The 6,516-nt window shown below is 71.4% G+C and carries 5 protein-coding genes and 1 pseudogene; 4 read left to right on the top strand and 2 right to left on the bottom strand.

The window, feature by feature from the left end; translation table 11 throughout:
- From NOD94_RS39710 to ptsP, 3 genes are all read left to right on the top strand, one after another.
- A partial coding sequence (locus tag NOD94_RS39710) for a hypothetical protein (RefSeq protein ID WP_281211108.1) occupies positions 1–308 on the top strand: 308 nt, incomplete at its 5' end.
- A 277-nt stretch (positions 309–585) separates the two neighbouring features.
- Positions 586–1,035 carry a PTS glucose transporter subunit IIA gene (locus tag NOD94_RS39705; protein WP_281211107.1) on the top strand — a complete coding sequence of 150 codons (450 nt, stop codon included), beginning with the start codon at positions 586–588 and terminating at the stop codon, positions 1,033–1,035.
- 70 nt (positions 1,036–1,105) lie between these two features.
- The gene (ptsP, locus tag NOD94_RS39700) at positions 1,106–2,776 is read left to right on the top strand and encodes a phosphoenolpyruvate--protein phosphotransferase (protein ID WP_281211106.1); all 1,671 of its coding nucleotides are present in this window, start codon (positions 1,106–1,108) and stop codon (positions 2,774–2,776) included.
- Positions 2,777–2,834: 58 nt separating this feature from the next.
- Here the strand turns inward: ptsP and NOD94_RS39695 are convergent, their stop codons facing one another.
- Together NOD94_RS39695 and NOD94_RS39690 are read right to left on the bottom strand one after the other, a co-directional pair.
- On the bottom strand, positions 2,835–3,776 hold the full coding sequence (locus NOD94_RS39695) for a hypothetical protein (RefSeq protein ID WP_281211105.1): 942 nt from the start codon (positions 3,774–3,776) through the stop codon (positions 2,835–2,837).
- Positions 3,777–3,845: 69 nt separating this feature from the next.
- A complete protein-coding gene (locus NOD94_RS39690) occupies positions 3,846–5,822 on the bottom strand; it encodes an acetoacetate--CoA ligase (protein ID WP_281211104.1) in 1,977 nt (658 codons plus the stop codon).
- Positions 5,823–6,033: 211 nt separating this feature from the next.
- Between NOD94_RS39690 and NOD94_RS39685 the strand changes: the two are divergent.
- Positions 6,034–6,516, top strand: a pseudogene (locus NOD94_RS39685) (glycosyl hydrolase); the annotation flags it as partial.

The following is a 6,516-nucleotide window of genomic DNA, read 5'->3' as shown; positions in this document are numbered from 1 at the left end:
GGTATCAACTTTTGGCGTTGATTTTTGGCACGCTGTTGAGTTCTCAAGGAACGGACGCTTCCTTTGTACTCACCCTCAGTAACAATTACTGGGGCTTTCCTCCGGGCTTTCGTTCTGTTCTTGCGTTTCCGACTCTATCAGACTCTTTCGGGCCCGATTTCCTCGGTGCTTTCCAGGTCCTGCGCTTTCGCGCTTTTCCTTTCCGGCGGTTCCGACTCTATCAGCGCTTTTCCGCCTCTCCGACCACTCTCCGTTTCGCCGAATGGGCGCACGGAGACACAGAGGAGTTCTGGATCTTTGCTGCTTGAGGAGGAATCCCGTCCAAGGGATGTTCGCGAAATGTTCACGCGGCACGTCCTGGCGGGAGTCACGACAGTACAGGGCGCCCCCTGCTCAGGCAAATCGTTTCACGCGTATGGTCTAGTCCACCGGTCTAGTCCACTAGTCTCCCTGCCAAAGGACCGTCCGAGTCAGGACCAACTTCGGGCGAACCGGTACAGCCCTTGACATATCCTTCTGAAGAGTATGCCGTTCGCGACAGGTAGTGACGGCGACACGATGAAGCCCCACCCCTGGGAGGCCCCCATGACCAGCGTGACGTCCCCACTTGCCGGGACCGCCATCGGACTCGCGGCAGTGCCCGATCCGGTGTTCTCCGGCGCGATGGTGGGACCGGGCACGGCCATCGATCCCGTGCGCGAGCCCTCGGAGGCGGTGTCCCCCGTAGACGGTGTGGTCGTCTCCCTGCACCCGCACGCGTACGTGGTCGTCGACGGTGAGGGCCACGGTGTGCTCACGCACCTCGGCATCGACACCGTCCAGCTCAACGGCGAGGGCTTCGAGCTGCTCGTGAACAAGGGCGACACCGTGACGCGCGGCCAGGGCGTCATCCGTTGGAACCCGGCCGCCGTCGAGCAGGCCGGCAAGTCGCCGATCTGTCCCGTCGTGGCCCTTGAGGCGACGGCGGACTCCCTCTCCGACGTCGTCGAGTCCGGCGACGTGAAGGCCGACGACGCGCTCTTCAGCTGGCGGTAAGCGTCCCCTGCACGGCGGGTCGGACATCCATCGCGGCGGCTGGGGCCGCCGCTCAATCGGAGACGGTGAAATGGAGACAACGCTGCGAGGCGTCGGCGTGAGCCACGGTGTGGCGATCGGCGAGGTCCGGCACATGGGTACGGCGGTTCTCGAACCGCCGGCCAGGCAGATCACCGCGGATGAGGCGGAGCGCGAACAGGGGCGCGCCCGTCAGGCCGTGGAGGCTGTTTCGGCGGACCTGATCGCGCGCGGCCAGCTGGCCGGTGGTGAGGCCCAGCACGTGCTCGAGGCCCAGGCGATGATCGCCACGGACCCCGAGCTGATGGCGGACGTGGACCGGCGGATCGCCGTCGGCAGCACCGCCGAGCGGGGCATCTACGACGCGTTCGCCGCCTACCGCGACCTGCTGGCCGGTGCCGGCGAGTACATGGCGGGCCGGGTGGCCGACCTGGACGACGTGCGCAACCGGATCGTCGCGCGTCTGCTGGGCGTGCCGATGCCCGGTGTTCCGGACAGTGACGAGCCGTACGTACTGATCGCCCGGGACCTGGCGCCCGCCGATACCGCGTTGCTCGACCCGGCGCTGGTCCTCGGTTTCGTCACCGAGGAGGGTGGGCCGACCAGCCACAGCGCGATCCTCGCGCGGGCGCTGGGTGTGCCGGCCATCGTGGCGCTGCCGGGTGCCGGTGAGATCGCCGAGGGCACCCTGATCGCCGTGGACGGCAGCACGGGTGACCTGTTCGTGGACCCGACCGCCGAGAAGCGGGCCGAGCTGGAGGCCTCGGCCGCCGAGCGCAAGGCGGCCCTCGCGGCCTCGTCCGGTCCCGGCGCGACGTCCGACGGTCACAGGGTGCCCCTGCTCGCCAACGTCGGCGGTCCGGGTGACGTGCCGGCGGCCGTCGAGGCCGGGGCCGAGGGTGTGGGTCTGTTCCGCACCGAGTTCCTGTTCCTGGACGACAGCAAGAAGGCGCCGTCCGAGGAGAAGCAGATCGAGTCCTACCGCAAGGTGCTCGAAGCCTTCCCCGAGGGCCGGGTCGTCGTGCGCGTCCTGGATGCCGGCGCCGACAAGCCGCTGGACTTCCTGACCCCGGCCGACGAGCCGAACCCGGCGCTCGGCGTGCGCGGGCTGCGGGCGCTGCTGGACCACCCGGACGTACTGCGTACGCAGCTCACCGCGCTGGCCAGGGCCGCCGAGGGACTGCCGGTCTACCTTGAGGTCATGGCCCCGATGGTGGCCGACCGGGCCGACGCCAAGGCGTTCGCGGACGCGTGCCGCGAAGCCGGTCTGCGGGCGAAGTTCGGTGCGATGGTGGAGATCCCCTCCGCCGCGCTCCGGGCGCGCTCGATCCTGCAGGAGGTCGAGTTCCTGTCCCTGGGGACGAACGACCTCGCGCAGTACGCCTTCGCCGCCGACCGTCAGGTCGGCGCCGTCTCGCGGCTGCAGGACCCCTGGCAGCCCGCGCTGCTCGACCTGATCGCGATGTCCGCGGACGCCGCGAAGGCCGAGGACAAGAGCTGCGGTGTCTGTGGCGAGGCCGCCGCCGACCCGCTGCTGGCCTGTGTGCTGACGGGTCTGGGTGTCACCTCCCTGTCGATGGGTGCCGCGTCCATTCCGTACGTGCGGGCGACGCTGGCCAAGTACACGCTCGCGCAGTGCGAGCGTGCCGCGGCCGCGGCACGGGCCGCGGACAGTGCCGAGGAGGCCCGTGTGGCCGCCCAGGCGGTGCTGTCCGGGGAGTAGCCGGACGGTTGGATCGCGGTCGAGGGGCCTTCGCCGGTGGCGAGGGCCCCTCGGCCTTTCAGTGGTGGGGGCCCGGCACGTCCGCCTCGTAGCCCGGGCAGTACTCGACGCCCGGTTCGGGGGCGACGGGCTCGCCCGTGTCGGCGTCCGTGCAGTAGGCGTCGAAGACGGCGGCCGCGGTGAGGGCGACCAGGCGGCCCCGGTCGAGGCGCCATCCGTGGACCCGGTCGCGGAAGCCGTCGGTGGTGCTGCGGAGCACGAGTCCCCCGGCGCCGCCCAGGGCCAGTCCGGCGGCGAGGACGGTCACGAAGTCGAGGCTGTCGCGGGCCTGCGTCCGGGCCGGGCCCGGTGGGTCGCCGGTGATCTCCGCGTGCAGAACGACGACGAGCTGTTCCTGTTCGGTCGGGATGCTGCAGACGAGGTGGTGGTGGCCCGGTCCGGCGCCGGCGAGGAGGCGGTCGAGCACCCCCGCGGCCCGTTCGAAGGAGGCCTGCCCGATGTCCTGCCCGCAGTCCGCGCACGTGCCGACGCCGGTGAGCAGCATGGAGGCGCACTCCCAGGTCGCCTGCCGGACGGCTTCGTCCACGAGGAGCGGTACGAGTTCCTCGATGGGTTGGCCGGTGTACGGCAGGGCCGGTCCGCCGCCGGCGAGTTCGGCGGTGAACCGCGTACGGGTCCGGGCGGTGTCGGGGTCGAGCTCGTGTTCCGCGCAGTAGTCGGCGTACTCCTCGGGGTCGAAGAGGGCGACGGTGGTGTGGATGCCCTGGGCGGCGAGGGACTTCAGGAGCGCGTCGACCTGCCGGAGGTAGTCGCCGTAGTCGTCGTGGTGGTCGAAGGCGAAGCTGCGGTAGTCCCGCATGGCCGCGAAGTCCCCGGGGTCGGCGAGGAGGCCGACGGTGCTGGGGACCTCGCGGCGCAGACCGCGGCGGCGGGAGATCCGTTTGCGGGGCGGAGTGCCCGATGTGGTGCCCGATGGTCCGGTGTGGTGCGTGCCTGACATGGTTTCCCCCTGAGTGGCGTGACGTTCTGCTCACTCAGCGTAACGACGGGCACTGACATCGGGTCCCGGTCAGCCGCGGGTGCGGCCGAGGTCCTCGTAGAAGGCGAGGAGGTCGGGTCGGTCGACGGAGCCCGGGTTGACGGCCTTGGCGAGGGGGGTGCCCTGGAGGAGGCGCTTGACGGGGACCTCGATGCGCTTGCCGGTGAGGGTGTGGGGGACGGCGGGGACCTCGATGACCTCGTCGGGGACGTGGCGCGGGGAGAGTTGCTCGCGGATGGTGCCGGCGATCTTCTTGCGCAGGGCCTCGTCGAGGGTGGCACCCGGGGCGAGGTGGACGAAGAGCGGCATCCAGTAGCCGCCGTTCGGCTCTTCCAGGCCGATGACCAGGGATTCCTTGATCTCGGGGAGGCGTTCGACGGCTTCGTAGATGTCGGCGGAGCCCATCCGGACGCCCTGCCGGTTCAGGGTGGAGTCGGAGCGGCCGTGGATGATGACGGATCCGTGGTCGGTGAGGGTGATCCAGTCCCCGTGGCGCCAGACGCCGGGGAACATCTCGAAGTAGCTGTCGCGGTAGCGGCTGCCGTCGGGGTCGTTCCAGAAGTGGATCGGCATGGAGGGCATGGGGGCCGCGACGACGAGTTCGCCGACCTCCCCGGTGACGGGTTTGCCGGAGTGGTCCCAGGCCTGGAGGTCGGTGCCCAGGCAGGCGGCCTGGAGTTCGCCGATGTGGACGGGCAGGGTGGGGACGGCGCCCGCGAAGCAGCTGCAGACGTCGGTGCCGCCGCTGACGGAGGCGATCCACAGGTCTTCGGCGACCTCGTCGTGGAGCCAGCGGAAGCCGTCGGGCGGCAGCGGGGAGCCGGTGGTGGCGACGCACTTGAGGGCGGAGAGGTCGAAGTCCCGGGCGGGGTGCACCTCGGCCTTCTTGCAGGCCATGACGTAGGCGGCGGAGGTGCCGTACAGGGTGGCGCGGGTGCGTTCGGCGATGCGCCACTGGGCGCCGGTGTCGGGATAGCCGGGGCTGCCGTCGTAGAGGACGACGGTGGTTCCCGTGAGCAGGCCGGAGACGAGGAAGTTCCACATCATCCAGCCGGTGGAGGTGTACCAGAAGAACCGGTCGTCGGGGCCGAGGTCGCAGTGCAGCCCCAGTTGCTTGAGGTGTTCGAGGAGGATCCCGCCCTGGGACTGGACGATGGCCTTGGGGGCGCCGGTCGTGCCGGAGGAGTAGAGGATCCACAGCGGGTGGTCGAAGGGGACGGGCTCGAAGACGGGTTCGGCGTCGCCCGAGGTGAGGTCCGCCCAGGTGAGGGTGGATTCGGGGGCGGGCGTGCCGAGGAGGGGGATGTGGACGACGGCGCGCAGGGAGGGGAGTTCGGCGCGCAGTTCGGCGACGGTGTCGCGGCGGTCGTGCTGCTTGCCGCCGTAGCGGTAGCCGTCGACGGTGAAGAGGACGACGGGTTCGACCTGCTGGAAGCGGTCGAGGACGCTGCGGGCGCCGAAGTCGGGGGCGCAGGAGGTCCAGACCCCGCCGACCGCGGCGGTGGCGAGGAAGGCGACGACCGCTTCCGGGATGTTGGGGAGGTAGCCGCTGACGCGGTCGCCGGGGCGGACGCCGAGGGCGCGCAGTTCGGCGGCGAGCGATCCGACCTGGCGGCGGAGCTCGGCCCAGCCGAGGGGGGTGGGCTCGTGGGTCTCGTCCACGGAGAGCAGGGCCGGGTCCGCGGCGCGGGCGGGGTCCTCGGCGGCGCGCAGGGCGTGCTCGGCGTAGTTGAGGGTGGATCCGGTGAACCATCGGGCGCCGGGCATGGAGCGGTCGGCGAGGACCTGCTCGTAGGGGGTGGTGAACCGTACGTCGAACCATTCGGCGACGGCCTGCCAGAAGACGTCGAGCTCGTCGACGGACCAGCGGTGCAGTGCGGGGTAGCCGCCGTCGGCGGGAGCGCCGAACCGTTCGGCCGCCCAGGCCTGGAAGGCGGTGATCCGGGCCGCTGCGATCCGGTCGGGGGCCGGGGACCAGAGGGGTTCCGGCTGGGTGGCTGAGGTCATGGGTCGGCTCCCGGTCAAGTCTGTGGCTCGCGCTTCGTGTGCGTACGGTGCCACCGCGGCGTGGGTGTTCGCGCGACGGCTCACAGGGACGATGCCATGTGATCGACATACGCACCAGAGCTGTCCTGTGCGGTCGGGGTCGGTCCCGCCGCGGGTGAACGGCAGCTGAACGCCGCCCGCGCGGCCCGGGGCCGGTGGCAGGGTGATCCGCATGGACGGTAGTGATCTGGTGCGTGCGGTGAAAGAGATCGGTACGGCGCGCGGGCGGCGCGCCTGGCGCTCGGCCTTGCGCCATCGCCGGACCGACGCGGTGGCCCTGCCGCGGCGGGGTGCGGAGCGGGCGCGGGTGCCGGGGCTGCTGGTGGGGACGCGGGCGCTGCCGGGCGGGGGCGTGCTGCGGTTCGCGCGGTCCGAACTGCTGGTGCGGGTGACCGTGGGCGGGGCGGTGTTCTGGGGCTGGGACGGGGCGGAGCCGGGGCCGTCGTACGCGGTGGTGGGCGGTGGGCCGGAGCCCGATCCCCGGGCGGTGCTGGAGCCGGACACCGGGGGCGGCTGGCGGGTGGTGTCGGAGCGGGTGACGGTGGCGGTGTCCCGGCACGGGGCGCTGGAGGTGCGCACGCCGGGCGGGGCCGTGCTGCGGCGGGAGTTGCCGCCGCGCTGGTGGGACCCGGTGGGGGCCGGCGGGGCGGGCGCG

The sequence above is a fragment of the Streptomyces sp. Isolate_45 genome, assembly GCF_024721315.2.
In the GTDB taxonomy this organism is placed as follows: Bacteria; Actinomycetota; Actinomycetes; order Streptomycetales; family Streptomycetaceae; genus Streptomyces.
Note: the sequence above shows the minus strand (reverse complement) of the source record. Positions and strands in the feature narration are given on the sequence as shown.

Bases quoted from the DNA above. Each gene is read 5' to 3' on its own strand.
- NOD94_RS39690 (WP_281211104.1), bottom strand. From the start codon at position 5,822: ATGACCTCAGCCACCCAGCCGGAACCCCTCTGGTCCCCGGCCCCCGAC.
- NOD94_RS39705 (WP_281211107.1), top strand. From the start codon at position 586: ATGACCAGCGTGACGTCCCCACTTGCCGGGACCGCCATCGGACTCGCG.
- NOD94_RS39695 (WP_281211105.1), bottom strand. From the start codon at position 3,776: ATGTCAGGCACGCACCACACCGGACCATCGGGCACCACATCGGGCACT.
- ptsP (WP_281211106.1), top strand. From the start codon at position 1,106: ATGGAGACAACGCTGCGAGGCGTCGGCGTGAGCCACGGTGTGGCGATC.